Origin of the sequence: Streptomyces wedmorensis, assembly GCF_000716445.1 — a bacterium.
Lineage (GTDB): Bacteria > Actinomycetota > Actinomycetes > Streptomycetales > Streptomycetaceae > Streptomyces > Streptomyces wedmorensis.
Map to the genome: position 1 here is coordinate 158,736 of NZ_JNWK01000006.1, position 22,709 is coordinate 181,444.

The window sequence follows — 22,709 nt, forward strand, 5'->3', positions numbered from 1 at the left end:
AGGAGGGCGTACCTGGGGTTCCGCACGGCGGGCCCTCAGCGGGCCTGGTAGCCGTACGCGCCGTGCGCCTGGTCCGTGGGGACGATCTCCTTGCCGAGGGGCAGCAGGGAGACGGGGATCATCTTGAAGTTGGCGATGCCGAGCGGGATGCCGATGATCGTGATGCAGAGGGCGATGCCGGTGGTGATGTGGCCGAGGGCGAGCCACCAGCCCGCGAGGATCAGCCAGAGGACGTTGCCGACGCACGAGGGGGCGCCCGCGTCGTGGCGGTCGACGACCGTGTGCCCGAACGGCCAGAGGGCGTAGATGCCGATGCGGAACGCGGCGAGTCCGAAGGGGATGCCGATGATCGTGATGCAGAGCAGGACGCCCGCGAGCATGTAGCCCAGGAACATCCAGAATCCGCACAGGATCAGCCATATGACGTTGAGGATTGTCTTCACGGGCGGCGACCTGCCATCTGTTCGAGCCGGGCGATGCGCTCGGCCATCGGCGGATGGGTGGAGAACATCCTGGAGAGGCCCTGTCCGGGCCGGAAGGGGTTCGCGATCATCATGTGGCTCGCCGTCTCGATCCTGGGTTCGGGCGGCAGCGGCAGCTGCTTGGTGCCGGCCTCCAGCTTCCGCAGCGCGCTGGCGAGGGCGAGCGGGTCTCCGGTGAGCTGGGCTCCGGAGACGTCGGCCTCGTACTCCCGGGAGCGGGAGATGGCGAGCTGGATGACGGAGGCGGCGATCGGGCCGAGGATGAGGACCAGCAGGTAGCCGAGGATGCCGGGGCCGTCGTCGTCGCTGGAGCGGCCGACCGGGATCAGCCAGGCGAAGTTGACCAGGAACATGATCACGGAGGCGAGTGCTCCGGCGACCGAGGAGATCAGGATGTCCCGGTTGTAGACGTGGCTCAGCTCGTGGCCGATGACCCCGCGCAGCTCGCGCTCGTCGAGGATCGCGAGGATGCCCTCGGTGCAGCAGACGGCGGCGTTGCGCGGGTTGCGGCCGGTGGCGAAGGCGTTCGGCGCCTGGGTCGGCGAGATGTAGAGCCGGGGCATGGGCTGGCGGGCCTGTGTGGAGAGCTCGCGCACCATGCGGTAGAGCGCCGGCGCCTCGAACTCGCTGACGGGGCGGGCGCGCATGGCCCGCAGCGCCAGCTTGTCGCTGTTCCAGTACGCGTACGCGTTGGTGCCGAGCGCCACGACGAGCGCGACGATCAGCCCCGTACGCCCGAAGAAGCTGCCGATGACGATGATGAGGGCCGAGAGCCCTCCGAGGAGTACGGCGGTCCTCAGCCCGTTGTGCCGGCGGTGCACGGTACGCCCTCCAAGTGGTGCGGCAGGGGAACCCTTTGCTTCGTGGTGGTCCTCACCCGGACTTCGTCCGAAGGAGGGGCCACCTGTCCAGTGGACCCTCCCGTACTGGTCAACGCCAGGCGGGAGGATCGGGTTCCCCGGTCCTCGGGGGGTGCCGTGTAGGCCGTACGGGTGATCAGCGAGCGGCCGGGATCCTCTCCAGGCCGAGGGCGACGGGCTCGACCTCGCTGGTGCAGTGGGCACAGCGGGAGGCGATGGCGGGGATCTCGGTGAAGCAGCGGGGGCAGTCGCGCTTCTCCGACTTGGGGTCGGCGGCCTCCGCCTTGGCGAACCTGTCCTGGATCTTCGTCATGGGGACGACGATCAGGAAGTACAGGACGGCGGCCGTGATGACGAACGCGATGACGGCGGCGATGGCCAGGCCGTACGGGAAGACCGTGCCCTTGACCTTGAAGCTCGCCTCGCTGAAGTCGCCGACGGAGCCGGTGGCGAGACCGATGAGCGGGGTGATGAAGGCCTTGCTGAAGCCGGTGACGACGGCCGTGAACGCCGAGCCGACGGCCAGACCGATGGCCATCGAGACGACGTTCCCGCGAAGTATGAAGTCCTTGAATCCGTTCAGCACGGGGTGTTGCTCCTCGGTTTTTCTCTGTGGGGGGATCAGAACAGGGCCGTCGCCGCGAAACGGAGGGCGAACTGGGGGTAGCCCGACAGTACGACTCCGGCGGCGGCGGTCAGCACGATCGCCAGGGTGACCGGCGCCGGGGCCCGGTGGCGGACCGGCTCCGCGGCCCCTTCCGGCGTGCGGAAGAGCAGAGCGGTCCAGCGCAGGTAGTAGTACAGCCCGATCACGACGTTGACGGCCATGACCACGGCCAGCCAGCCCAGGCCCGCGTCGACGGCCGCCGAGAAGACGGTCACCTTGGCGAAGAGGCCGATGATACCCGGGGGCAAACCGGCCAGATTCAGGAGGAAGAACCCGAGGGCGAGGGCCGCGGCGGGGCTGGCCGCGTACAGGCCCCGGTAGTCCGCGAGCCGGTTGCGGGGGTGCGTACGGGCGACGAGCGCGACGACCGCGAAGGCACCGAGGTTCACGACGGCGTACATCAGGGCGTACGCGACGGTGGCGCCGATCTGGTCGTCGCCGGAGTACGCGGCCGCGGCGATCGGCACCAGGAGGTAGCCGGCCTGGGCGACGGAGGACCAGGCGAGCAGCCGGACCGCGCTCCACGCGCGCGTGGAGACCTGACGGAGGGCGGCGACGTTGCCGGCGGTCATGGTGAGCGCGGCGAGGACGGCGAGCGCCGGACCCCACACGTCCGCGTACGACGGGAAGGCGACGACCGTCACCAGGATGAGTCCGGTGAAGCCGACGGCCTTGCCGACCACGGACAGGTAGGCGGCCACGGGCAGCGGGGCGCCCACATAGGTGTCGGGCACCCAGAAGTGGAAGGGGACGGCGGCCGTCTTGAAGGCGAAGCCGACCAGGGTGAGGGCGACGCCCGCCTCGGCGAGCGTCTGGAGCTGCCCGGGCACGTCGTCGAGGCGCTGGGCGATCTCCGTGAGGTGCAGGGTGCCGGTCGTCGCGTACACGAAGCTCGCGCCGAGGAGGGTCACGGCGGTCGCGGTGACCGAGGAGAGGAAGAACTTGAGCGCGGCCTCGCCGGACATGCGGTCGCCGCGCTTGAGGCCGACGAGCGCGAAGGCCGGCAGCGAGGCCACCTCCAGGGCGACCACGAGGGTCGCCAGGTCGCGGGAGGCCGGCAGCAGCGCGGCACCGGCGGCCGAGGACAGCAGCAGGAACCAGAACTCGCCGGCCGGGAGCTTCTCGCGGGTGTCCGAGAGCGAGAGCAGTGCCGTCAGGAGCGCGCCGGCCAGGACGAGCAGCTGGATGACGACGGTGAAGTGGTCGGCGGTGTAGCTGCACGCCGACTGCTGGGTGTCGGCGGTGAGGCAGAAGGTCTCGCGGTCGCCGGCCCGCAGCGGGACGAGGAGGGCGAGCGCGGCGGTCAGGCCGCCGACGGCGGTCCAGCCGAGGAGCTGCTTGCGCTCCGGCGGGACGAAGAGGTCGGCGACGAGGACGACGAGGGCGACCACGGCCGTGAGGGTCGGGGGCGCGATCGCGAGCCAGTCGACGGACTGGACGAGCGACTCGCTGGCGAACGACGTCACTGGGTGCCTCCGGCGAGGAGCTTCTGGACGGCCGGGTCGGTGAGGCCGAGGAGGACGGCGGGCCAGAGTCCGGCGAGGACGGTGAGGGCGACGAGCGGGGTCCAGGCGGCGAACTCGTACCCCTGGACGTCGGCGATCGCCGGCTCCCCGGCGGGCCGCGCGCCGCCCATGCAGACGCGGCGCACGACGACGAGGAGGTAGGCGGCGGTCAGCAGGGTGCCGAACGCGCCGATCGCCGTGAACGTGAGGAAGGCGGGGCGGCTGAGCCCCTCGGCCGGTTCGAAGGCGCCGAACAGGGCGAGCATCTCGCCCCAGAAGCCGGCCAGGCCCGGTAGGCCGAGGGAGGCGACGGCGGCGAAGGCGAGGAGCGCTCCGAGGCGCGGGGCGCGGCCGTAGAGGGCGGCGCCGGTGGCGCCGGCGAGGGTGTCGAGGTCGGCCGTGCCGTACCGGTCCTTGACGGCGCCGACCAGGAAGAAGAGCAGGCCGGTGATGAGGCCGTGGGCGATGTTGGCGAACAGCGCGCCGTTGACCCCGGTCGGGGTCATGGTCGCGATGCCGAGGAGCACGAAGCCCATGTGGCCGACGGAGGAGTACGCGATGAGGCGCTTGAGGTCGCCCTTGTTGCCGGGCTTCGCGAGGGCGAGGCAGGCCAGCGACCCGTAGATGATCCCGGCGACGGCGAAGGCCGCGAGGTACGGGGCGAAGGTCCGCATGCCGTCGGGGGCGATCGGCAGCACGATCCGGACGAAGCCGTACGTGCCCATCTTCAGGAGCACGCCGGCGAGGAGGACCGAGCCGACCGTCGGGGCGGCGGTGTGGGCGTCCGGGAGCCAGCTGTGCAGCGGCCACATCGGGGTCTTCACCGCGAGCCCGAGACCGATCGCGAGAACGGCGATGACCTGCACGGACGTGGTCAGGCCGCGGCCGTTGTCAGTGGCGAGTGCCAGCATGTCGAAGGTGCCGGCCTTCACTCCGATGAGGAGCAGGCCGAGCAGCATGACGACGGAGCCGAGCAGCGTGTAGAGGATGAACTTCCAGGCGGCGGCCTGCCTGCCCTCGCCGCCCCAGCGGGCGATGAGGAAGTACATCGGGATGAGGACCATCTCGAAGGCCAGGAAGAACAGCACGAGGTCGAGGACGGCGAAGGTGGCGAGGGTGCCGGACTCCAGGACGAGCAGGAGCGCGACGAACGCCTTGGGGGAAGGCACCGAAGCCCGCGGCGTCAGCCGCTGATGTTGCTGCCTGAAGTAGCTGTACAGCGCGCAGAGGAAGGTCAGCAGCGCGGTCAGGACCAGGAGGGGGAGGGAGATGCCGTCGACACCGAGGTGGATCCGCACGTCGAGTGCCTTGATCCACGTGATGTCCGTCGTGGCCTGCATCCTCGACGGCTGGTCGTGGTCGAAGCCGAGCGCGAGGACGATCGCGGCCAGCAGGATGACGCCGGTGACGGTGACGCCGTGGCGGAGCACGGCCTGGTCCGGGGACTTCCCCTTCAGTCCGGGCGGGGCGGGGAGAAGGGCGGCGGCCGCGCCGAGGAGCGGGACGGCGACGATCGACGCGAGAAGGAACTGCATCACGGATTCGCTGATATCGATCACGGGTCACGCTCCGGCGACGGCGTTGGCGAGGGCGACTGCGGCGATCGCCAGGACGACGGAGCCGGCGAGCAGGGCGCTCAGATAGGTCTGCACGTTGCCGGTCTGGGCGCGGCGGACGAGCCAGCCGAGCCCCTTGGCGGAGTCGCCCGCGGCACGTACGTAGGTGTCGACGACCTCGCGGTCCAGGAAGCGGACCAGGGAGGCGGCGGCCAGGACGGGGCGGACGAAGGCGGCACGGTAGACGGCGTCCAGGTGGAAGCCGTCGGCGGCCGGTCCGTGCAGCGGCCCGAGGAGGGCGCGGCCGGGATCGGCCGGGTCCTCGGCGGGGTGCGGCAGGTGCAGCGCCTCCGCCTCGACGCTGCCCGCGTCGGCGTCGGGGTGGGCGACGTGCGGGAGGGGCACCGCGACGGGCGCCCTCGCGGCGAGGGTGCGCCAGACCGCGTAGGTGACGGCGGCGCCCGCGGCGGCGAGGCCGGTGCCGAGGACGGCCGTGGTCAGGGTCGGGGTCAGCGCGTGCCCGTCGAACCAGTCGTCGACGTAGCCGGCGGTGAGACCGAAGCCGAGCGAGGGGATCGCGAGGACCCACAGGACGCTGGTCATCGCGATCGGCTGGCGGCCGTGGTCCGGGGCTTCGGCGCCCCGGCCGCGGAACGTCCGCAGCCAGAGGCGGAGCGCGTAGGCCGCGGTGAGCAGGGCGGTCAGCAGGCCGGCGACGAGGACGGTCCAGCCGGCCCCGGCCGGGGCGACGTCCCGCTCGCCGAGCGCGGTGTGCTCGGCGGCCACCAGGACGGCTTCCTTGGAGAAGAAGCCGGCGAAGGGCGGGATCGCGGCGAGCGCGAGGAGGGCGACGGTCATCGTCCAGTACGCGTCGGGGACGCGCTTCGCGAGGCCGCTCATCCGGGACATGGCGGTGAGCGAGTTCGTGCCGGCGGCGTGGATGACCGCGCCGGCGGCGAGGAACAGCAGCGCCTTGAACGCGGCGTGCGAGAGGAGGTGGAAGACGGCGGCACCGCGGTCGCCGACGGCGAGGGCGCCGGCCATGTAGCCGAGCTGGCCGATCGTCGAGTAGGCCAGGACCCGCTTGATGTCGTCCTGCGCGAGCGCGGCGAGCGCCGAGCCGACCATCGTGATCGCCGCCATCACGGCGAGCACGGTCATGGCGGCCGCCGAGGCGGCGAAGACGGGCAGCAGCCGGGCCGTGAAGTAGATGCCGGCGGCGACCATCGTCGCCGCGTGGATGAGCGCGGAGACGGGGGTGGGGCCGGCCATCGCGTCGGGAAGCCAGGTGTGCAGCGGGAACTGCGCGGACTTGCCCGCCACTCCCGCGAGCAGCAGCAGCGCGATCAGCGTGGGGTGGTCGAGGCCGCCGCTCGCGACGGTGCCGAGGACTCCCGTGATCTGGAACGTACCGGCGTCGGTGGCCAGGGCGAAGAGGCCGATGAGGAAGGGGACGTCACCGAGCTTGGTGACGAGGAAGGCCTTCAGGGACGCGGCGCGCGCCTCGGGGGTCTCCCAGTAGTGGCCGACGAGGAAGTACGAGCAGATGCCCATGACCTCCCAGCCGACCAGCAGCACCATCAGGTCGCCGGAGTAGACGACGAGCAGCATCGCGGAGGTGAAGAGGGAGACGAGCGCGGCGTACGAGGGGTAGCGCGGGTCGTCGCGGAGGTAGCCCGTCGAGTAGACCTGCACACAGGTGGCGACGACGCCGACGAGCACGGCGACGAGGGCGGCGAAGCCGTCGATGTAGAGGCTCAGATCGATGGGGACGGAGCCTGTCGGCGTGAGCTGGGTGGCCGCGTCGATCACCTCGTCCCCGCCCTGTCTGAAGGCGACGAGGACGGCCAGGACGGCCGCGGCGAGCGTCGGCAGCACGGCGAGCGGGCGGACGAAGCCGGGTGCGGTGCGGCCGAGGAGGAGTCCGGCGGCCGAGCCGAGGAAGGGCAGGAGGGGGACGAGGACGGCGAGGGTGGTCGTGGTCACGCGGCTGCCTCGGTCTTCTCGTCGGTGGGTTCCCGCCGCTCGTCGGAGGCGTCCGGCGCCTCGGGGGTGTCCGGTCCCTCGGCCGTGTCGCGGAGCCGGTCGACGTCCGAGGTCCCCTGGTTGCGGTGGACCATCAGGACGATCGCGAGGCCGATGCCGATCTCCGCGGCGGCGATGGCGATGGTGAAGAGGGTGAGGGCCTGGCCGGCGTGCAGGGTGTCGCGGAGCCAGACGTCGAAGGCGACCAGGTTGAGGTTGACGGCGTTGAGCATCAGCTCGACGGACATCAGGACCAGGATCGCGTTGCGGCGGGCGAGGACGCCGTACAGGCCGACGCAGAAGAGCAGGGCGGCGAGGACGGCGGGGTAGGCGAGGTGCATCAGCGCTCCTGCTCCTTCTTGCGGGAGAGGACGATCGCGCCGACCAGCGCCGCGAGGAGGAGGACCGAGAGGGCCTCGAAGGGCAGCACCCAGTGCCGGAAGAGGACGGCGCCGGTGACCTCGGTCGAGCCCTGGACGGCGCCGTCCAGGTCGATCCACGTCGTGCGGAACGCGTCGACGACCACCCAGACCAGGGCGACCGCCGCGGTCAGCGCGACCGCGAGGGCCACCGGCCGGTTGCCGGAGTCGGCGTCCGGCGAACGCCCGATGGGCGCCTTGGTGAGCATCAGCCCGAAGAGGAGGAGGACGACGACGGAACCGACGTAGATCAGCACCTGCACCCAGGCGATGAACTCGGCGGTCAGGAGCAGGTACTCGACGGCGAGCCCGCCGAGCGCCACGACCAGCCAGAGCGCGGCGTGCACGAGCTGCCGGGTGGTGACGGTCACGAGGGCCGCGCCGAGGGTCACGAGGCCGACGAGGACGAAGGTGATCTCGACGCCTGAGGTCGAGAGGAAGCCCTGCGTCTGCTGCGCGGTGGCGGCGAGGGTCACGGCTGGTCCTCCTGGGCCTCGGCGGCGGCCTCGGCCGCGGCGGCCGCGGTGGCGGCCTTCTCCGCCGCCTTGCGGGCCGCGGCGATCTCCTTCGGTTCCTCCGCGCCCGGGTCGAGCGCGGGCGGCTCCGGAACCGTCCACATCCACTCGCGGAGCTTGTCCCGCTCGTGGGTGAGTTCGTGGATGTCGGTCTCCGCGTACTCGAACTCCGGCGACCAGAACAGCGCGTCGAAGGGGCACACCTCGATGCAGATGCCGCAGTACATGCAGAGCGAGAAGTCGATGGCGAAGCGGTCGAGGACGTTGCGGCTGCGCTCGCGGCCGCCGGGGACGGCGGCCGGCACCGTCTCCTTGTGGGAGTCGATGTAGATGCACCAGTCGGGGCACTCACGGGCGCACAGCATGCACACCGTGCAGTTCTCCTCGAACAGGCCGATGACCCCGCGCGTACGGGGCGGCAGCTCGGGCTGCACCTCCGGGTACTGCGCGGTGACCGACTTCCTCGTCATCGTGCGGAGGGTGACGGCGAGGCCCTTGGCGAGGCCGGAGCCGGGGATGGGAGGCATGGTTACTGGATCGCCACCTTCACGATGCCGGTGAGCGCGATCTGCGCCAGGGCGAGCGGGACGAGCGTCGTCCAGGCCAGCTTCTGCAGCTGGTCCTCACGCAGCCGCGGGTAGGTCACCCGCAGCCAGATCACGACGAACGCGAGGACGGCCGTCTTGAGGAGCGTCCAGACCCAGCCGAGGCCGTCGGCGCCCCACGGGCCGTGCCAGCCGCCCAGGAACAGGACGGTGGTGAGACCGCACAGGACGACGATGCCCGCGTACTCGGCGAGCAGGAACAGCGCGAACCGGAGACCGGTGTACTCGGTGTACGCGCCGAAGATGATCTCCGAGTCGGCGACCGGCATGTCGAACGGCGGCCGCTGCAACTCGGCGAGGCCCGCCACGAAGAAGACGAGCGCGCCGACGATCTGCCACGGCACCCACCACCACTCGAAGGCGTTCAGGACGCCGGGCAGCGACACGGTGCCCGCGGCCATCGCGACCGAGGCGGCGGCCAGCAGCATCGGGAGCTCGTACGCGAGGAGCTGGGCGGCCGTCCGCAGGCCGCCGAGCAGCGAGAACTTGTTCGCCGACGCCCAGCCGGCCATCAGGCTGCCGAGCACCCCGACGCCCATCACGGCCAGCACGAAGAAGATGCCCGCGTCGACGACCCGGCCGACGGCCCCCTCGCTCGGTCCGATCGGGATCGCGACGAGCACGAGCAGATACGGGAGCAGCGCTACGGCCGGCGCGAGCTGGAAGACCCGCCGGTCCGCGTCCTTCGGGACGACGTCCTCCTTCTGCGCGAACTTCACCCCGTCCGCGACGAGCTGCGCCCAGCCGTGGAAGCCACCGGCGTACATCGGGCCGAGCCGGCCCTGCATGTGCGCCATGACCTTGTGCTCCGTCTGCCCGACGACGAGCGGCAGGACGAGGAACACGGCGAAGACGACCAGGAGCCGGAGGGCGACGTCGAGAGCGTCGTTCACGCGGGATCGCCTCCGGCGGGGTCGGTGGGGTCGGTGCGGTCGGTGGGCTCGGCGGTGGGCTTGGTGTCACCCGTCGCCGGCTCGGTGGGCTCGGCGGTGGGCTCGGCGTCACCCGCCGCCGGCTCGGTGGGCTCGGCGGTGGGCTCGGCGTCACCCGCCGCCGGCTCGGTGGGCTCGGCGGTCGTGTCGCCGCCCGTGGCCGGTTCCGCCGTGGGCGGCTCCTCGGCAGGCGGCTCCGTCGTGGGCGGCGGGGTGGGCCGCTCCTCGTCGAACGCCGGGCGCGCGTGGTGCCACGGAGCGTCCGAACTGCGCGTCCGCGGGGTGGCGGCCTTGCCGGGTCCGGCGGCCGTACCCGGCTCCGGGGTCGTACCCGGCTCCGGGGTCGCCTGGCTCACCGATCCGTCGGAGGCCGAGCGGGAGCGACGCGGCGGGCGGGCCACCGGAGCTTCGGGGGCTCCCGGAGCTTCCGGGGTCGCCGACTCCGGCGCGGGCGTCTGGCTCACCGAACCCTCGGAAGCCGAACGGGACCGGCGCGGCGGGCGGGCCGCCGGGGCCTCGAGGGCTTCGGGGGCTTCCGGAGTCGCCGGGGCAGCCGCCTGGCTCACCGAGCCCTCGGAGACCGAGCGGGAGCGGCGCGGCGGGCGGGCCGCCGGGGCCTCGGGGGTTCCCGAGGCTTCCGGGGCTCCCGGGGCTCCCGAGGCTCCCGAGGCTCCCGAGGCTCCCGAGGCTCCCGAGGCTTCCGGGGTCGCCGACTCCGGGGCAGCCGCCTGGCTCACCGAGCCCTCGGAGACCGAGCGGGACCGGCGCGGCGGGCGGGCCGCCGGGGCCTCGGGGGCTCCCGAGGCTTCCGAGGCTTCCGGGGTCGGTGGGGCGGGCGTCTGGCTGGCCGAGCCTTCCGTGACCGTGCGGGTGCGGCGGGCGGGGCGTTCGCCGGCGGCGGCGCGGGCGGGGCGGGCGGGGGCCGGGGGGAGCTGGCCCTTGAGGGGGCCCCACTCGTTGGGGTCGGGGACGCCCGGCGGGAGCATCTGGCGGCGCTTGGGGCCGCCGCCGTCGTGGGACTCGCCCGGCTCCTTCGCGCCCGGCCAGGCCTTCGCGACCCGCGCCGCCAGGACGAAGTCCTTGCGGAGGGGGTGGCCCTCGAAGTTCTCGGGGAGGAGGAGGGGGACGAGGTGGGGGTGGCCGGTGAAGGCGACGCCGAACATCTCGTGGGTCTCGCGCTCGTGCCAGCCGGCGCCCGCGTACACCTCGACGGCCGTCGGGAGGGCGGGGGCGGAGTGCGGGACGGTCGTACGGAGGAGGAGCCGTCGGGGGCGGCCGCCGGCCAGGGACACCACGTGGGCGCAGACGCGGAAGCCGGTGCCCGGCTCGTCGACGGCGCTCAGCCAGTCGAAGTAGGTGCAGCCCAGCTCGTCGCGGGCGGTGGTGAGGGCGGTGATCCAGGAGGCCGGCGGGACGTCGACGGTCAGGAGGTCGTACGCGTGCTCCGCCGTCGCCTCCTCGCCGAACAGCTCCGTGACGGAGCCGGGGAGGGAGTCGTACGCGCTCATGCCGTGCCTCCCGGCGGCGGGACCAGGGGGCTGGTCAGCTGGGAGACCGAGGCGGCGGTCGCGTACCGCTCCGCCAGGTTCTCCCGGGCGATCTTCTCCTGGAGCTTGAGGATGCCCTGGAGCAGGGCTTCGGGGCGGGGCGGGCAGCCGGGCACGTAGACGTCGACGGGGATGATCTGGTCGACGCCCTTGGTGACGGAGTACGAGTCCCAGTAGGGGCCGCCGCAGTTGGAGCAGGCGCCGAAGGAGATGACGTACTTCGGCTCGGGCATCTGCTCGTACAGCCGCTTCACGGCCGGGGCCATCTTGTCCGTCACCGTGCCGGAGACGATCATGAGGTCGGCCTGCCGCGGGCCGGGCGCGAACGGGATCACGCCGAGGCGGATGAAGTCGTGCCGGGCCATCGACGCGGCGATGAACTCGATCGCGCAGCAGGCGAGGCCGAAGTTGAAGACCCACAGGCTGTAGCGGCGGCCCCAGTTCAGGACCACCTTCATGGGCTCGGGGGCCAGGCGGGCGAGCGGCCCCAGCTTCGGAGCGGGCACGGGGGAGGGCAGGGGTGTTACGTCCATGACAGGACGCCCTTCTTGTACGCGTAGAGCAGCCCCACGGCCAGGAAGCCGAGGAAGACGAACATCTCGACCAGGGTCGTGGCGCCGTAGCCGGGCGCCGCGAAGACCGTCGCCCAGGGGAAGAGGAAGATCGAGTCGACGGCGAAGACGACGTAGAGGAAGGCGTACACGTAGTAGCGGACCTGGGTGTGGGCCCAGCCCTCCCCCACGGGGTCGACACCGCACTCGTACGTGAGGAGCTTCTCGGGCGTCGGCACGACGGGCCTGAGCAGCCGGTTGGCGCCGAACGCCACGGCGACGAAGAGCACGCCGACGACGGCGAGCAGGCCGACGACGGAGTACGTCTGGAAGTAGTCCGCCGCGTCGGCCGCGACAACGGTCGGTTCCCGCACGTCCGCCCCTCGGTCTCGGTGTCTCATGAGTCACTTCTGTACGGACGCGAGTCTAGGCCCTGCTAAAGGGACCGTAAGCAGTCGCGGGTGGGGTTATCCCCCCTCCCCCTCACCCACCTCCCCCATGGCATCGCGCGGCCCCGGACCGGCACTCTGGGGACCATGAGCGCCGATCTTGATCACGTCGAGTCCACCGACTCCGCCGATGCCTCCCGTCCGCCGGTCCGGCTCGCCTACGGGAAGGAGACCTGGAAGGAGGTCGCCCACCTCCTGGCCAACCTGTTCACGGCGCTGGCCGGATTCGTCTACGCGGTCGTGAGCGTCCTGCTCGGCGTGGCCCTCTCGGTCACCGTCATCGGGCTTCCGCTGCTCGCCCTCGGACTCGGCGGCGCGCGCCTGATCGGCCGCTCGGAACGCGCCCGGGCCCGCGGCCTGCTCGGGGTCCGGATCCCGGAGCCGTCCCCGCTGCCCCGTGCCGGCGGCTTCTTCCCGTGGCTGTGGGGATCGCTCAAGGACCCGGTGGCCTGGCGGACCCAGCTGTACGGGCTGATCCGGCTGCCCTGGGGGATCGTGACGTTCACCGTCACCCTGGTCTCGCTGTTCGTCCTCTGGCCGGTGCTGCCGTTCCTCGCCCGCGGCCTGTCCAACGCCGACCGCGGCATGGTGCGGGGGCTGCTGTCGCCCTCCGACGAGCTGGAGCGGCGGATCGCCGAGCTGGAGTCCGACCGCGGCGTCGTCGTCGACACCGCCGCGGCCGACCTGCGGCGCATCGAGCGCGACCTCCACGACGGCGCGCAGGCCCGGCTCGTCGCCCTCGCCATGGGCCTCGGCCTGGCGAAGGAGAAGCTCCTCGACGACCCGGAGGCGGCCGCGGCGATGGTCGACGAGGCGCACGGCGAGGTCAAGCTCGCCCTCCAGGAGCTGCGCGACCTCGCCCGCGGCATCCACCCCGCCGTCCTCACCGACCGCGGGCTGAGCGCCGCGCTCTCCTCCGTCTCCGCGCGCTGCACGGTGCCCGTGAAGGTGTCCGTCGACCTGTCGGAGCGGCCGGCCGAGGCCATCGAGGGCATCGCCTACTTCACCGTCTCCGAACTCCTCCAGAACGTCTCCAAGCACGCCCGGGCCCGCTCCGCCTCCGTGGACGTCTGGCGGGCCGACGACCGGCTCCTCCTCCAGGTGCGCGACGACGGCGCCGGCGGCGCGCGCTTCGACGGCGGCACCGGCCTCGCCGGCCTCGCCGAACGCCTCGGCGCCGTCGACGGCCTCCTCGTCCTCGACTCCCCCGCGGGCGGCCCGACGACGGTCACCGCGGAGCTGCCGTGGCGCTCCCGGCCGAAGGCGTGAGCGCGGCGCGTGGTCACGGCGGAGCTGCCGGGCTCTGCTCCCCGCCGAGGGCGTGAGCCCGGCGCGTGGTCACGGCGGAGCTGCCGTGGCTGTGCTCCCCGCCGAAGGCGTGAGCCCGGCGCGTGGTCACGGCGGAGCTGCCGTGGCTGTGCTCCCCGCCGAAGGCGTGAGCGCGGCGCCCGGGTGTCCCGTAGCCGCCTGGTAGGGAAAACCCCCGCCTGGGGAGGCCCACTCGCCTCATGGTCCGGCGGGCCGCGGGACGGAACCCTGGAACACGTACCGCCCGCCGCCTCCGAGCCCCGCTCCCTCCGAGCAGAGAAGGAACACCGCGATGGCCTCCCACCGCCTCCCCGCCGCGATCCGAGCGCCGTTCGAGGCGCGCACCTGGCGCGCCTTCGGGTACGTGCTGATCGGGCTGCCGCTCAGCGTCTGCTGGTTCGCGCTGTCCGTCTCCCTCGTCTCGGCGGGGGCCGGGCTGCTGATCACGTTCCTCGGGGTACCGATCCTCGCGGGGGCGCTGGCGATGTGCCGGGGCTTCGGCGCGGTGGAGCGGGCCCGGGCGCGCGGTCTGCTCGGTCTCGACGTGGCCGCGCCGGAACCGGTGCGGGGCCGCACCGGCGGTGCGTTCTCGTGGATGGGGGCGATGCTGAAGAGCGGCGCGTCGTGGCGGCACCTGCTGTACGCGATCCTCCACATGCCGTGGGCGGTGTTCTCGTTCTCCGTGACGGTGGCGCTGTGGACATGGGGCTGGAGCCTCTTCACGTACCCGCTGTGGCAGTGGGTCTTCCCCACCTGGGTGGGGCAGGACGGGATCCAGCTGTACGGCGACGCCACCCACTCCTTCTACCTCGACGCGCCCTTCGAGATCGCCGTGACCAGCCTGATCGGGCTCGTGTTCGTGCTCCTCGGGCCCTGGGTGCTGCGCGGCCTCGTCTCCGTCGACCGGCTCCTCGTCTCCGGGCTGCTCGGACCGTCCCGGCTCGCGTCCCGCGTCACCGAGCTGGAGTCCGACCGCGGCGTCGTCGTCGACACCGCCGCGGCGGACCTGCGGCGCATCGAGCGCGACCTCCACGACGGCGCGCAGGCCCGGCTCGCCGCGCTCGCCATGGACCTGGGGCTCGCCAAGGAGAAGCTCGCCCAGGACCCGCGGGCGGCGGCGGTCCTCGTCGACGAGGCGCACGGCGAGGTCAAGCTCGCCCTCAAGGAGCTGCGCGACCTCGCCCGCGGCATCCACCCCGCCGTCCTCACCGACCGCGGGCTGGACGCGGCCCTCTCCGCCGTGGCCTCCCGGTGCGCCGTTCCCGTGTCGGTGGACGTCGACCTCCCCGCCCGCCCCGTCCCCGCCATCGAGGGCATCGCCTACTTCACCGTCTCCGAACTCCTCCGCAACGTCACCGAGCACGCGCACGCCCGGCGCGCCTCCGTCGACGTCTGGCGCGCCGACGACCGCCTCATGCTCCAGGTGCGGGACGACGGGGTCGGCGGGGCGGCGGCGGCCGGGGGCGGCCTCTCGCGGCTCTCCGAGCGGGTCGGCGCGGTCGACGGGGTCCTCGCGGTCGACTCGCCCGCCGGCGGTCCCACCGTCATCACCGCCGAACTCCCCTGGCGCTCGTAGCCCCTCTCGCCCGGGCCCGCCCCCGTGCCCCGACCTTGCGCTGGATCCGTCCTTCGCAGGCGCTAGGTCGGCAGACCGCGAGCCCCTTTCGTCCTGGCGCCTTCGAGTGTCACGCCTGTGAGCCGTGCCCCCCGCAGGTCCGCGTCGGTCAGGTCGGCTCCGTTCAGGGTCGCTCCGGTCAGGTTGGCCTTGCGCAGGTCGGCCCCCGTGAGGTCGGCTCCCGTCAGATCGGCGTCGGTGAGGTTCGCGCTTTCCGTGACGGTGCCGGAAGTGATCCTCGCCTGGAGAGACGTGTCCGAGGTGCTGAATTTCGCACCGCGCAGGCGGGCGGTCACCAGGGACGCGCCCGTCAGGTCGGCGTCGACGAGGACCGCCTCTGTCAGGTCCACGCCGGTGAGGTCGGCCCCGGTGAGGTCCGCGTCCCAGAGCAGGGCGCGGGACAGGTCGTTCGGTTTCAGGCGCACGGCCGTGTCCGGTCGCGTCAGGGACGCCTCCCGCAGGATCGCGCCACTGAGATCCGCACGGGTGAGGTTCGTGTCCACGATGTTCGCGCCGGAGAGGTCCGCGAACGTGAGGTCGGCGTCTCGGAGGTCGGATCGCACGAGTTGCGCCCCGCTCAGATTGGCCTCGGCGGCGAAGGCGCTTCTCAGATCCACCCCCAGCAGCGTGGCGCGGCGCAGATCCGCCCCTTCGACGTTCACGTACCCGAACGGGGCACGCCCGTCGGGGAGGGCCCCGCCCTCGGGGACCTTCGCGATGTCCTTGACGTTCCAGGTGGAGAGGAACAGCCCCCGCAGGTCCGCCCCGCTCCAGTCCACCGGCGCGTCCCCGTCGCGAGCGGGGGAGCGACGGGCCAGCACGTTCACCACGGCCTCGACGTCGGTGGGCGGACGGCGGGCGGCGAGCGCCTCCTGCCCTGGCCGCGGTTCCGTCGGCTCCTTCACGAAGCCGGTCGCGGGAACGCTCGCGTGACGCCTCACGTACGCGGAGAGGACGAGGACGATCCTGGGCTGGTCGCGTGGAGAGTCCTGCATGATGCGCTCCAGCGCGTAGATGCCGCCGAAGCGCACGTCCAGCGACGGGGAGCCGAGATTGGTGATCGCGTCGTTGAACCGGTTGGTGAGCTGGCCCTGCTCGGCGACGCGCACCTCCCGCCAGGTGAAGAGCAGCGCCACCAAGGCCGCCAGACCGGGCAGGACGGCCACCGCGAGCACGGGCCACTGCGACCGGACGCGGCCGCCTGCCTCGGGAGCGCCCGTACCGCGGCGGCGGCGCCCCCGCCGCACCTCGCGGAGGTACGCGCTCCGAGTCGGTCCTTCGCCGCGCGTTCGTCCCGTCACCCGTCCATCGGAGTCGACCGGGCCCGCGACGGCCCGGCGCCACACCGCCTGTGCACCCGATCGACGTAGATGGCGGAGCGTGGGCGTTTCCGCCCCGGCGGAACGGCCGCCCGCGACGGGACGGGGGCGCGGGGCCGCAACGCGGCGGGGTGGGGCGGTGGGATGCTGGGGGTCTTGTCGGTGATGGGGAATGGGGGATGGGGGACGTGGTGGAGCGGGTGCGGGTGGTCATCGCGGAGGATTCGGTGCTGCTGCGGGAGGGGCTGACGCGGCTGCTGACGGATCTGGGGCACGAGGTCGTCGCGGGGGTGGGCGACGGCGACGCGCTGGTGGAGACGGTCGCCGGCCTCGCGGGCGAGGGCGCGCTGCCGGACGTGGTGGTGGCGGACGTGCGGATGCCGCCGACGCACACGGACGAGGGGGTGCGGGCGGCGGTGCGGCTGCGGAAGGAGTACCCGGGACTGGGTGTGCTCGTGTTGTCGCAGTACGTGGAGGAGCAGTACGCCACCGAACTGCTGGCCGGTTCCAGTAGGGGTGTGGGGTATCTGCTGAAGGACCGGGTCGCGGAGGTCCGGGAGTTCGTGGACGCGGTCGTGCGGGTCGCGGGTGGCGGTACGGCCCTGGATCCGGAGGTGGTGCAGCAGCTGCTGGGGAGGAGCCGTCAGCAGGACGTGCTGGCGAACCTGACGCCGCGCGAGCGGGAGGTCCTGGGCCTGATGGCGGAGGGCCGGACGAACTCGGCGATCGCGAAGGCGCTGGTGGTGAGCGACGGCGCGGTGGAGAAGCACATCAGCAATATTTTCCTGAAGCTGGGGCTTTCCCCGAGTGACGGTGATCATCGCCGGGTACTTGCGGTGTTGACGTATCTGAAGTCCTGATCATCTGACACTCTGTCAGATAGCCTGGTCCTAGACCCAAGGGATGAGACGGAATATGACATTCCAGAACACTCCGGGTGGCGACAGAACGTGACGATTGAGGGCAAGAGGGCATCTCAAAAAGAGGTCCGTCATACGAGAAGTCCCGGGAGGGCCCTCCCTGCCGTCGTAGGGTGGGCCTCGGGACGGCCGGTGATCCACCAGCCGCGTCCCGAGCCTTCTCCCGCCTCCGGCGGAGAGTCCCCTTGCCGCGAGGGAGGTCCAGTTCAGTGACCAGCCAGGTCAGTAGCGAGGCCGGTGAGGCCCTGCTCGGGGAGCAGCGCAGCGCCCCGGCGACGTCGCACCACGGCACCGAGAAGGAAGTGCGCCGTCTCGACCGCGTGATCATCCGCTTCGCGGGCGACTCCGGTGACGGCATGCAGCTCACGGGTGACCGGTTCACCTCGGAGACGGCGTCCTTCGGGAACGACCTCTCCACGCTGCCGAACTTCCCGGCCGAGATCCGGGCACCCGCCGGGACCCTGCCGGGCGTCTCGTCCTTCCAGCTGCACTTCGCCGACCACGACATCCTGACGCCGGGCGACGCCCCGAACGTGCTGGTCGCGATGAACCCCGCCGCGCTGAAGGCCAACATCGGGGACGTGCCGCGCGGCGGCGAGATCATCGTCAACACCGACGAGTTCGCCAAGCGCGCCATGGCCAAGGTCGGCTACGCGACCTCGCCGCTGGAAGACGGCTCCCTGGACGCGTACCACGTGCATCCGGTGCCGCTGACGACGCTGACGATCGAGGCGCTGAAGGAGTTCGGCCTGTCCCGGAAGGAGGCCGAGCGGAGCAAGAACATGTTCGCGCTCGGGCTGCTGTCCTGGATGTACCACCGCCCCACCGAGGGCACCGAGACCTTCCTGCGGCAGAAGTTCGCGAAGAAGCCGCAGATCGCCGAGGCCAACGTGGCCGCCTTCCGGGCCGGCTGGAACTTCGGCGAGACGACCGAGGACTTCGCCGTCTCCTACGAGGTCGCCCCCGCGACCCGCGCCTTCCCCACCGGCACGTACCGCAACATCTCCGGGAACCTGGCCCTGTCCTACGGGCTGATCGCCGCCGGCCGCCAGGCCGACCTGCCGCTCTACCTCGGCTCGTACCCGATCACCCCGGCATCGGACATCCTGCACGAGCTGTCCAAGCACAAGAACTTCGGCGTGCGCACCTTCCAGGCCGAGGACGAGATCGCCGGCATCGGCGCCGCGCTCGGCGCGGCCTTCGGCGGCTCCCTCGCCGTGACGACGACGTCCGGCCCCGGCGTGGCGCTCAAGTCCGAGACCATCGGTCTGGCCGTCTCCCTGGAGCTGCCGCTGCTGATCGTCGACATCCAGCGCGGCGGCCCGTCGACCGGTCTGCCCACCAAGACCGAGCAGGCCGACCTCCTCCAGGCCATGTACGGCCGCAACGGCGAGGCCCCGGTCCCGGTCGTGGCCCCCAGGACCCCGGCGGACTGCTTCGACGCGGCCCTGGAGGCCGCCCGGATCGCGCTCACCTACCGCACCCCGGTCTTCCTGCTGTCCGACGGCTACCTCGCCAACGGCTCCGAGCCCTGGCGGGTCCCGGAGGTCGAGGAGCTCCCCGACCTGCGGACGCTGTTCGCCACCGGCCCGAACCACACCCTCGACGACGGCACCGAGGTCTTCTGGCCGTACAAGCGCGACCCCGAGACCCTCGCCCGCCCGTGGGCCGTCCCCGGCACCCCGGGCCTCGAACACCGCATCGGCGGCATCGAGAAGCAGGACGGCACCGGCAACATCTCGTACGACCCCGCCAACCACGAGTTCATGGTCCGGACCCGGCAGGCCAAGATCGACGGCATCGACGTCCCGGACGTCGAGGTCGACGACCCGGACGGCGCCGCCACCCTGGTCCTCGGCTGGGGCTCCACGTACGGGCCGATCACGGCGGCCGTCCGCCGCCTCCGGGTCGCCGGCAAGCCCATCGCCCAGGCCCACCTGCGCCACCTGAACCCCTTCCCGAAGAACCTCGGGGAGGTCCTGAAGCGGTACGAGAAGGTCGTCGTCCCCGAGATGAACCTGGGCCAGCTCGCCACCCTCGTCCGGGCGAAGTACCTGGTCGACGCCCGCAGCCACACCCAGGTCAACGGCATGCCGTTCAAGGCCGAGCAGCTCGCCGCCGCCCTCAAGGAGGCCATCGATGCCTGAGCCCACGGAGACCCTGCTCAGCCTGGTGCCCAAGGCCGAGGCGCGGCAGACCATGAAGGACTTCAAGTCCGACCAGGAGGTCCGCTGGTGTCCGGGCTGCGGTGACTACGCCGTCCTCGCCGCCGTCCAGGGCTTCATGCCCGAGCTCGGCCTGGCGAAGGAGAACATCGTCTTCGTCTCCGGCATCGGCTGCTCCTCCCGCTTCCCGTACTACATGAACACCTACGGGATGCACTCCATCCACGGCCGCGCGCCGGCCATCGCCACCGGCCTCGCCACCTCGCGCCGCGACCTGTCCGTGTGGGTCGTCACGGGCGACGGCGACGCCCTCTCCATCGGCGGCAACCACCTCATCCACGCGCTCCGCCGCAACGTCAACCTCAAGATCCTGCTGTTCAACAACCGGATCTACGGCCTCACCAAGGGCCAGTACTCCCCCACCTCCGAGGTCGGCAAGATCACCAAGTCGACCCCGATGGGCTCGCTCGACGCCCCCTTCAACCCGGTCTCCCTCGCGCTCGGCGCCGAGGCCTCCTTCGTGGCCCGTACGGTCGACTCCGACCGCAAGCACCTCACCGAGGTGCTGCGCCAGGCAGCCGACCACGACGGCACGGCGCTCGTCGAGATCTACCAGAACTGCAACATCTTCAACGACGGCGCCTTCGAGGTCCTCAAGGACAAGGACCAGGCCGAGGAGGCCGTGATCCGGCTGGAGCACGGGCAGCCGATCCGCTTCGGCGCCGACGGCGGTAAGGGCGTCGTCCGCGACCCGGTCACCGGCGACCTCCAGGTCGTCACCGTCACCGACGAGAACGCCTCCCGCGTCCTCGTCCACGACGCCCACGCCGCCACCCCGACGACTGCCTTCGCCCTCTCCCGCCTCGCCGACCCCGACACCCTGCACCAGACCCCCATCGGCGTCTTCCGATCGGTCGAACGGCCGGTCTACGACACGCTGATGGCCGAGCAGCTCGACACGGCCGTCGAGCGGCACGGCAAGGGCGACCTGGGGCAGCTCCTGGCGGGCAACGACACCTGGACGGTCGTCGGCTGACGCGCCCGTACGGCGTCAGGGGCCCGGCCGTGCGAACGGCCGGGCCCCTTTCAGGTGGCCTTCGCGGCCGCCTCCTCGAACTGACCGAGGAAGCGCGGCACTCCGCCCTTCACCTGCCAGAGGAAGAGCCCGACGAGGGCGATGGGCTTGCTCTTGTCCGTGACGACCAGGTACGTCTTGGCGATCCCCTTGTACGGGGCCTGCACGAGGGTGTTCCGGACGCTCGCGGCGACCTCCCCGGCGTTGTTCGCGACCGCTGTGCGGACAGCACCGATGGCCCAGTTGGCGACGTCGTACGCCTCCGTGGCGAACCGGTCGACGGGCGTCGTGGCGGCGACGCCCCAGCGTTTCCGGAAGGCGGCGGCGAACCGGCGTGCCGCCGGGATCCCGTCGGGGTCCACGAAGCCCGTGCCGAAGTACCAGCCCTCGGCGGCCGGGCCGGCGACGGTGAGGAACTCCGGCTGGAGCACGAGCTCGACGCTGCCGCACAGCCCCCGGTACCCCTGGTCGCGCAGGGCTCTGGCACACAGCGCGGCCCGGCGCGGGGAGCTCCCCGCGAACATCACTCCCTGCGGGTCGGTCGCCAGGGCCGCCCGTACGGCGGGGCCGAAGTCCTCGCTGTCCGCCTCGACGGGGTGCGAGGTCGTCACCCCGCCCTTCTCCCCGGACGGCGGGTAGTCGGTCATGTTCTTGACCGCGAGCCAGCTGTACCGCCCGGCGGCGCGGTCCTCCACGACGGCGGTCCTGACGGCCCCGCGCTCGGTGAGGAGGCGGCCGAAGGGTACGGTCATCATGTCCTGGATGGTCCGCGGCTGGAAGTAGCTGATCTTGGACTCCTGGCCCTTGATCTGGCCGGCCGGCACGTCGGCGATGACGCTCGCCAGCGGCATGGCCCGGGCGGCGAGCGCGTCTCCCGCCGCGATGGCGGTCGCCGTGGACGCCGGGCCGAGCACGCCGACCAGCCGCGGATCCTTGAGCAGTGCGACGGCGGCCGCCTCGGCCCGTTCCGGCCGCCCCCCGTCGTCCTCGACCCGGAGCCGCATGTCGAAGGGCCGGTCGGGGAGGGCGTTGAACTCCTCGACGGCCAGCCGGATGCCCCGCTCCTGCCCCTGGCCGTAGGTCCTGGTGGGGCCGCTCAGGTCGGTGAGGACGCCAATCGTGTAGGAGGCGAGGGGGGTGCCGTTTCCCATCCCCGTCCCCGTTCCGCCCGGGTCGCGGGTGAGCAGCCAGGCGGTGAGGCCGCCGGCGCCCGCCACGGCCGCGGCGGAGCCGGCCATGAGGAGGCGGCGCCGTGAGAGGCCCGTCGGCTGCTCGGGGTGGGTGAGGAGGGTCGGCTCGGCGACGGGCAGGTCGAGGGCGCGGGTGGAGCGCTGGGCGATCAGCGCGGGCAGGCCCGGCGGCAGCCAGTCGCCCGCGGGGCCGTCGGCCGCGCCCAGGGCCGCCTGCACCTCGGCGGCCGTGGGCCGGGCCGTCGGGTCCTTGGCGAGGCAGGCACCGACCAGCGGGATCAGGGTGTCGGGTACGCCGTCGAGGTCGGGTTCCTCGTGGACGGTGCGGTAGACGACGGCGGCCACCGCGCCCGCGCCGAAGGGCCGTTCGCCCGTGAGGGCGTACGCGAGGACGCAGCCCAGCGAGAAGACGTCGCTGGCCGGGCCGACCTCGCCCGCGCCGGTGACGCGGGCCTGTTCCGGAGCGAGGAAGCCGGGGGTGCCGATCATCGCGTCGGTGGCGGTCAGGGCGGTCGCTCCGGCGGAGCGGGCGATGCCGAAGTCGATGAGGCGGGGCCCGTCGAGGGCGAGGAGGACGTTGCCGGGCTTGACGTCGCGGTGGACGAGCCCGGCCTCGTGCATGTCGACGAGGGCGGAGGCGAGCCGGGCGCCCAGGGCCCGGACGGTCGGCTCGGGGAGGGCGCCGTGCAGGGCGACGGCCTCGGCGAGCGAGGGCCCGGGCACGTACTCGGTGGCGAGCCAGGGTTCACGGGCCTCCGGGTCGGCGCCGAGGACGCGGACGACCCAGCGGCCGGTGATGCGCTCGGCGGCGCGGGCCTCGCGGCGGAACCGTTCCCGGAAGCCGGGGTCGGCGGCGTGCTCGGCGCGGATGAGCTTGAGCGCGGCGAGCGTCCCGCCGGCGGAACGGGCGAGGAAGACCACGCCCATGCCGCCGGCGCCGAGCCGCCCGAGGAGCCGGTATCCGGCGAGGGTCGACGGGTCGGCCTTGCGGAGCGGCTGCACGG

General features: G+C 72.5%; 20 protein-coding genes. 5 read left to right on the top strand and 15 right to left on the bottom strand.

Annotation, left to right across the window (positions count from 1 at the left end; all coding sequences use genetic code 11):
- Positions 1-35: 35 nt before the first annotated feature.
- The 13 genes from OO54_RS07285 to OO54_RS07345 all read right to left on the bottom strand — a co-directional run bounded on the left by OO54_RS07285 (position 36) and on the right by OO54_RS07345 (position 12,065).
- Complete coding sequence (locus OO54_RS07285) at positions 36-443, bottom strand: YccF domain-containing protein (RefSeq protein ID WP_033202020.1); 408 nt, start codon at positions 441-443, stop codon at positions 36-38.
- Positions 440-1,303 carry a zinc metalloprotease HtpX gene (gene htpX, locus OO54_RS07290; protein ID WP_033202021.1) on the bottom strand — a complete coding sequence of 288 codons (864 nt, stop codon included), beginning with the start codon at positions 1,301-1,303 and terminating at the stop codon, positions 440-442. The genes OO54_RS07285 and htpX overlap by 4 nt, the downstream gene beginning before the upstream one ends.
- Before the next feature lie 175 nt (positions 1,304-1,478).
- A complete protein-coding gene (gene mscL / locus OO54_RS07295; RefSeq protein ID WP_033202022.1) occupies positions 1,479-1,928 on the bottom strand; it encodes a large conductance mechanosensitive channel protein MscL in 450 nt (149 codons plus the stop codon).
- A 35-nt stretch (positions 1,929-1,963) separates the two neighbouring features.
- Positions 1,964-3,475 (bottom strand): NADH-quinone oxidoreductase subunit N, encoded by a 1,512-nt coding sequence (locus OO54_RS07300; RefSeq protein ID WP_033202023.1) that lies wholly within the window; start codon positions 3,473-3,475, stop codon positions 1,964-1,966.
- On the bottom strand, positions 3,472-5,073 hold the full coding sequence (locus OO54_RS07305) for a complex I subunit 4 family protein (protein WP_078905086.1): 1,602 nt from the start codon (positions 5,071-5,073) through the stop codon (positions 3,472-3,474). The genes OO54_RS07300 and OO54_RS07305 overlap by 4 nt, the downstream gene beginning before the upstream one ends.
- Positions 5,074-5,076: 3 nt before the next feature.
- Positions 5,077-7,056 (bottom strand): NADH-quinone oxidoreductase subunit 5 family protein, encoded by a 1,980-nt coding sequence (locus tag OO54_RS07310; protein WP_033202025.1) that lies wholly within the window; start codon positions 7,054-7,056, stop codon positions 5,077-5,079.
- Positions 7,053-7,436 carry an NADH-quinone oxidoreductase subunit NuoK gene (gene nuoK / locus OO54_RS07315; RefSeq protein WP_033202026.1) on the bottom strand — a complete coding sequence of 128 codons (384 nt, stop codon included), beginning with the start codon at positions 7,434-7,436 and terminating at the stop codon, positions 7,053-7,055. Before nuoK ends, OO54_RS07310 begins: the two co-directional genes overlap by 4 nt.
- The gene (locus OO54_RS07320) at positions 7,436-7,990 is read right to left on the bottom strand and encodes an NADH-quinone oxidoreductase subunit J family protein (protein WP_017239497.1); all 555 of its coding nucleotides are present in this window, start codon (positions 7,988-7,990) and stop codon (positions 7,436-7,438) included. The genes nuoK and OO54_RS07320 overlap by 1 nt, the downstream gene beginning before the upstream one ends.
- Positions 7,987-8,556 (bottom strand): NuoI/complex I 23 kDa subunit family protein, encoded by a 570-nt coding sequence (locus OO54_RS07325; protein ID WP_033202027.1) that lies wholly within the window; start codon positions 8,554-8,556, stop codon positions 7,987-7,989. The genes OO54_RS07320 and OO54_RS07325 overlap by 4 nt, the downstream gene beginning before the upstream one ends.
- A 2-nt stretch (positions 8,557-8,558) precedes the next feature.
- Positions 8,559-9,527, bottom strand: a complete 969-nt coding sequence (locus tag OO54_RS07330; protein WP_033202028.1) for a complex I subunit 1/NuoH family protein — start codon at positions 9,525-9,527, stop codon at positions 8,559-8,561.
- Positions 9,524-11,074, bottom strand: coding sequence for an NADH-quinone oxidoreductase subunit C (locus tag OO54_RS07335; RefSeq protein ID WP_037944289.1), 1,551 nt, complete (start codon positions 11,072-11,074; stop codon positions 9,524-9,526). The genes OO54_RS07330 and OO54_RS07335 overlap by 4 nt, the downstream gene beginning before the upstream one ends.
- The gene (locus OO54_RS07340; RefSeq protein WP_017239493.1) at positions 11,071-11,646 is read right to left on the bottom strand and encodes an NADH-quinone oxidoreductase subunit B; all 576 of its coding nucleotides are present in this window, start codon (positions 11,644-11,646) and stop codon (positions 11,071-11,073) included. Before OO54_RS07340 ends, OO54_RS07335 begins: the two co-directional genes overlap by 4 nt.
- On the bottom strand, positions 11,637-12,065 hold the full coding sequence (locus OO54_RS07345; protein WP_017239492.1) for an NADH-quinone oxidoreductase subunit A: 429 nt from the start codon (positions 12,063-12,065) through the stop codon (positions 11,637-11,639). Before OO54_RS07345 ends, OO54_RS07340 begins: the two co-directional genes overlap by 10 nt.
- 135 nt (positions 12,066-12,200) lie before the next feature.
- Here OO54_RS07345 and OO54_RS07350 point away from each other — a divergent pair, with 135 nt between their 5' ends.
- On the top strand, positions 12,201-13,382 hold the full coding sequence (locus OO54_RS07350; protein ID WP_033202029.1) for a sensor histidine kinase: 1,182 nt from the start codon (positions 12,201-12,203) through the stop codon (positions 13,380-13,382).
- Positions 13,383-13,713: 331 nt separating this feature from the next.
- Positions 13,714-14,997: a sensor histidine kinase gene (locus OO54_RS07355; RefSeq protein ID WP_033202030.1), complete on the top strand. Its 1,284-nt coding sequence runs from the start codon at positions 13,714-13,716 to the stop codon at positions 14,995-14,997.
- Positions 14,998-15,059: 62 nt separating this feature from the next.
- Here the strand turns inward: OO54_RS07355 and OO54_RS41410 are convergent, their stop codons facing one another.
- The gene (locus tag OO54_RS41410; RefSeq protein WP_157856436.1) at positions 15,060-16,337 is read right to left on the bottom strand and encodes a pentapeptide repeat-containing protein; all 1,278 of its coding nucleotides are present in this window, start codon (positions 16,335-16,337) and stop codon (positions 15,060-15,062) included.
- Between the two features lie 218 nt (positions 16,338-16,555).
- On the opposite strand from OO54_RS41410, the gene OO54_RS07365 reads away from it, so the two are divergent.
- The 3 genes from OO54_RS07365 (at position 16,556) to OO54_RS07375 (ending at position 20,476) form a co-directional block, all read left to right on the top strand.
- On the top strand, positions 16,556-17,215 hold the full coding sequence (locus OO54_RS07365) for a response regulator transcription factor (RefSeq protein WP_026058266.1): 660 nt from the start codon (positions 16,556-16,558) through the stop codon (positions 17,213-17,215).
- Between the two features lie 269 nt (positions 17,216-17,484).
- Positions 17,485-19,422 carry a 2-oxoacid:acceptor oxidoreductase subunit alpha gene (locus tag OO54_RS07370; protein ID WP_026058265.1) on the top strand — a complete coding sequence of 646 codons (1,938 nt, stop codon included), beginning with the start codon at positions 17,485-17,487 and terminating at the stop codon, positions 19,420-19,422.
- Positions 19,415-20,476 (top strand): 2-oxoacid:ferredoxin oxidoreductase subunit beta, encoded by a 1,062-nt coding sequence (locus OO54_RS07375; RefSeq protein WP_033202031.1) that lies wholly within the window; start codon positions 19,415-19,417, stop codon positions 20,474-20,476. Before OO54_RS07370 ends, OO54_RS07375 begins: the two co-directional genes overlap by 8 nt.
- Positions 20,477-20,526: 50 nt before the next feature.
- On the opposite strand, the gene OO54_RS07380 is transcribed toward OO54_RS07375, so the two are convergent.
- Positions 20,527-22,707: a bifunctional serine/threonine-protein kinase/ABC transporter substrate-binding protein gene (locus OO54_RS07380; RefSeq protein ID WP_033202032.1), complete on the bottom strand. Its 2,181-nt coding sequence runs from the start codon at positions 22,705-22,707 to the stop codon at positions 20,527-20,529.
- Between the last annotated feature and the right edge of the window lie 2 nt (positions 22,708-22,709).

Bases quoted from the DNA above. Each gene is read 5' to 3' on its own strand.
- OO54_RS07375 (WP_033202031.1), top strand. From the start codon at position 19,415: ATGCCTGAGCCCACGGAGACCCTGCTCAGCCTGGTGCCCAAGGCCGAG.
- OO54_RS07350 (WP_033202029.1), top strand. From the start codon at position 12,201: ATGAGCGCCGATCTTGATCACGTCGAGTCCACCGACTCCGCCGATGCC.
- OO54_RS07345 (WP_017239492.1), bottom strand. From the start codon at position 12,065: ATGAGACACCGAGACCGAGGGGCGGACGTGCGGGAACCGACCGTTGTC.
- OO54_RS07340 (WP_017239493.1), bottom strand. From the start codon at position 11,646: ATGGACGTAACACCCCTGCCCTCCCCCGTGCCCGCTCCGAAGCTGGGG.
- OO54_RS07335 (WP_037944289.1), bottom strand. From the start codon at position 11,074: ATGAGCGCGTACGACTCCCTCCCCGGCTCCGTCACGGAGCTGTTCGGC.
- OO54_RS07355 (WP_033202030.1), top strand. From the start codon at position 13,714: ATGGCCTCCCACCGCCTCCCCGCCGCGATCCGAGCGCCGTTCGAGGCG.
- nuoK (WP_033202026.1), bottom strand. From the start codon at position 7,436: ATGCACCTCGCCTACCCCGCCGTCCTCGCCGCCCTGCTCTTCTGCGTC.
- OO54_RS07325 (WP_033202027.1), bottom strand. From the start codon at position 8,556: ATGCCTCCCATCCCCGGCTCCGGCCTCGCCAAGGGCCTCGCCGTCACC.